4 protein-coding genes are annotated in these 2732 nt (G+C 65.9%); 3 read left to right on the top strand and 1 reads right to left on the bottom strand.

All coding sequences use genetic code 11. The features are described 5' to 3' along the window. Window positions 1-122 precede the first annotated feature (122 nt). On the top strand, window positions 123-1055 hold the full coding sequence (locus EOA85_RS31980) for a zincin-like metallopeptidase domain-containing protein (RefSeq protein WP_127212394.1): 933 nt from the start codon (window positions 123-125) through the stop codon (window positions 1053-1055). A 306-nt stretch (window positions 1056-1361) separates the two neighbouring features. On the opposite strand, the gene EOA85_RS37830 is transcribed toward EOA85_RS31980, so the two are convergent. After that, complete coding sequence (locus EOA85_RS37830) at window positions 1362-1502, bottom strand: hypothetical protein (protein WP_164760016.1); 141 nt, start codon at window positions 1500-1502, stop codon at window positions 1362-1364. A gap of 475 nt (window positions 1503-1977) precedes the next feature. Here EOA85_RS37830 and EOA85_RS31975 point away from each other — a divergent pair, with 475 nt between their 5' ends. Both EOA85_RS31975 and EOA85_RS31970 read left to right on the top strand, forming a co-directional pair. Then, window positions 1978-2376, top strand: a complete 399-nt coding sequence (locus tag EOA85_RS31975; protein WP_127212393.1) for a single-stranded DNA-binding protein — start codon at window positions 1978-1980, stop codon at window positions 2374-2376. 62 nt (window positions 2377-2438) lie between these two features. Further along, entirely contained in the window at window positions 2439-2708 is a 270-nt protein-coding gene (locus tag EOA85_RS31970) for a DUF4326 domain-containing protein (protein ID WP_127212392.1), read from the top strand. Window positions 2709-2732: the final 24 nt, after the last annotated feature.

Below are 2732 nucleotides of genomic sequence, written 5' to 3'. Positions count from 1 at the left end.
CCCCATCGTGCAAGCACGACGGGGACCCCGGTCGGGTGCGCAGCCAGCCTTCCTGCTCCGCCGCGGCGGACCCCGTGACGGGGCCGCGATCGGCGCGGCCTCCAGAACCGGAGGTTCATAAAATGAGCAGAAGAGAAGGAAAAGGACCGCGCATCGACATCTACGCGCGGATCACCGACCGCATCGTCGCGGAGCTCGCGATGGGTGTCCGGCCCTGGATGCAGCCATGGCATTCTGCCAATGCCATCGGCCGCGTTACGCGGCCGTTACGGCATAACGGTCTGCCCTATAGCGGTATGAACGTGCTGCTGCTGTGGTCCGAGGCCATCGCGCGCGGCTTTGCCAGTCCGATGTGGATGACGTTCAAGCAGGCGCTCGAGCTCGGCGGCGCCGTCCGCAAGGGCGAGACCGGCTCGATGGTCGTTTTCGCCAGCCGCTTCACCAAGACCGAAACGGATTCCGCTGGTGAGGAATTCGATCGGGAGATCCCGTTCCTCAAAGCCTACTCGGTCTTCAACGTCGCGCAGATCGACGGCCTGCCGGACCATTATTACGGGCACAAGGCGGAACCTGTGCGCGATCCGATTGTGCGCATCGAACATGCCGATCGCTTCTTCGCCAATACCGGCGCGATGATCCGGCATGGCGGCGATCGCGCCTACTTCTCGCCGGCAACCGACCACATTCAGATGCCGCCGTTCCAGACGTTCCGCGACGCCGCGGCATATGTGGCGACCCTGAGTCATGAAGCCACGCATTGGACTTCGGCGCCGCATCGGGTGAACCGCGACCTCAGCCGCTATGCCAGGGATCGCAGCGAGCGGGCACGCGAAGAACTGATCGCCGAGCTCGGGAGCTGCTTCCTCTGCGCCGATCTCGGCATTGCACCGGAGCTCGAGCCCCGGGCCGATCATGCGAGCTATCTCGACTCCTGGCTCAAGGTGCTCGCAGACGACAAGCGCGCGATCTTCTCGGCCGCTGCTCACGCGCAGCGCGCCGTCGCCTTCCTGCACGGCCTTCAGCCGGCGGCCTCGGAAGAACGCGAGGCCGCCTGATGTTTCACGCATCCATCATCGGCGGGGAAGGTGACGCACCTTCCCCGATCCGCCTGCGCGCCCTCTCGCTCGGAGCGGGTGTGCAGCCGCCACGAAGCCATCGAGCTGTCGCGGCTCTGCGCGGCGCGGCCTGATCGGTCTCGCGTAATGTTGCGCATGTGGCGCGCCTTCGTCTTCCCGACGCTGTGCCAGGAACGCGGTTTCGTCTCCGCGGTCAGCTATCAGGATGCTCGATCCATGCCGGCAACCTCTATCGCTTCGACGGCTGGGTGCAGCCCGCCACATCGCAGCAGCATCGATCCGCGATCAGGCAGGAAAGGTCGCCGTAAGGTGGTCTGGGGCTGGCCCGACGAGACCAGCGAGCGACGGCGGCGTCGTGCGATCGGGCTGGTGGCCAGTTCCGACCTCGGCGCCGTCCACCGCCATGATGTCCGTGATTTCGCGCACGGTGAACTCATCAGCCCATGAAGGCAGGGCCACATCCCCTCGCGGGGACGTTGCCGAGCCCAATGTCGCGGAGCATGTGACGCTGCTCGGCGGCGCCGGCACCCAAGGCCTCATCTTGATGTCAGCCCGCCGGGGGCAGGGGTCACCGGGTTTCAGCGATCGGCCGCGTCTCGCGGGTCAGGATTCCCGGAATGACGCGAATGCCGGCAGTGGAAACGGCTGTGTTAGTCCCGCCCCATCTGAGCTGCCGGTGGGCCTATCCCTCCGAAACGAATTGAGCCCCTAAGTCCATTCGGTTTCCGCACGCAACCCCGCGCGGCGGCGGACCGAGTTGGCGCTTCGCGCCTGCCCGCACCACTCCTTGCCTTGGGGGCGAGCCGTCGCGTTCCGCTCCGGTTGCAGGCGTCTCCCGCTGTCCTTGGCCGGGTCTCGTTCGGAGGGACGGTCCCCCGGACGAGCAAGATGGAGACAGGAAATGACCAACATCGTTTTTCTCGCCGGCAACATCGGCAATGACCCCGAAATGGTGAACACCCGCGGCGGCACCAAGATCACCGACTTCCGGCTGGCGACCTCCCGCCCGAAGCGGGCTGACGGCAAGGTGGTCAAGGGCGAAAACGGCTACGCCGAGCAGGACACTGAATGGCACCGCATCAAGTGCTTCAACGGCCTCGCCGAGACGGTGCAGAAGCACTGCGTCAAGGGCATGAAAGTCGCGGTGCGCGGGCGCATCCACTACACAAGGTGGACGGACAACGACGACATCGAGCGCTATAGCTCCGAGATCATCGCCGACGCCGTCGACTTCCTCGCCTGGCCCAAGCGCGACAGCGCCGGCAATCAGACCGAGGAGACGGACGACATCCCGTTCTGAGCCCGGATCGGGTGGCCCCGCCGCGAGGCGGGGCCACCCCTCATGCAGAAAGGAGCACCGAGATGTGCAGAGTTCTCAACGCCCGGAGCGTGGGCAAAGCGGCAGCGCCCGGGCACGTCTATATCGGGCGGCCGAGCAAATGGGGAAACCCCTTCGTCATCGGTCCCGATGGCTCGCGCGCCGAGGTTATCGCGAAGTATCGGGCGTGGATTGCATCACAGCCCGAACTGCTCGAAACGCTGGACGAATTGCGTGGTCAGGATCTCGTGTGCTGGTGCGCGCCAGAGGCCTGCCACGGCGACGTGCTGCTCGAGCTCGCCAACCGGCGATGACTGGTGTGGCCCGGTCACCTGGGC

Origin of the sequence: Mesorhizobium sp. M5C.F.Ca.IN.020.29.1.1 (assembly GCF_003997375.1) — a bacterium.
In the GTDB taxonomy this organism is placed as follows: Bacteria; Pseudomonadota; Alphaproteobacteria; order Rhizobiales; family Rhizobiaceae; genus Mesorhizobium; species Mesorhizobium wenxiniae.
The sequence above is the reverse complement of the archived record's forward strand: the minus strand, read 5'-3'. Positions and strand labels throughout refer to the sequence as shown.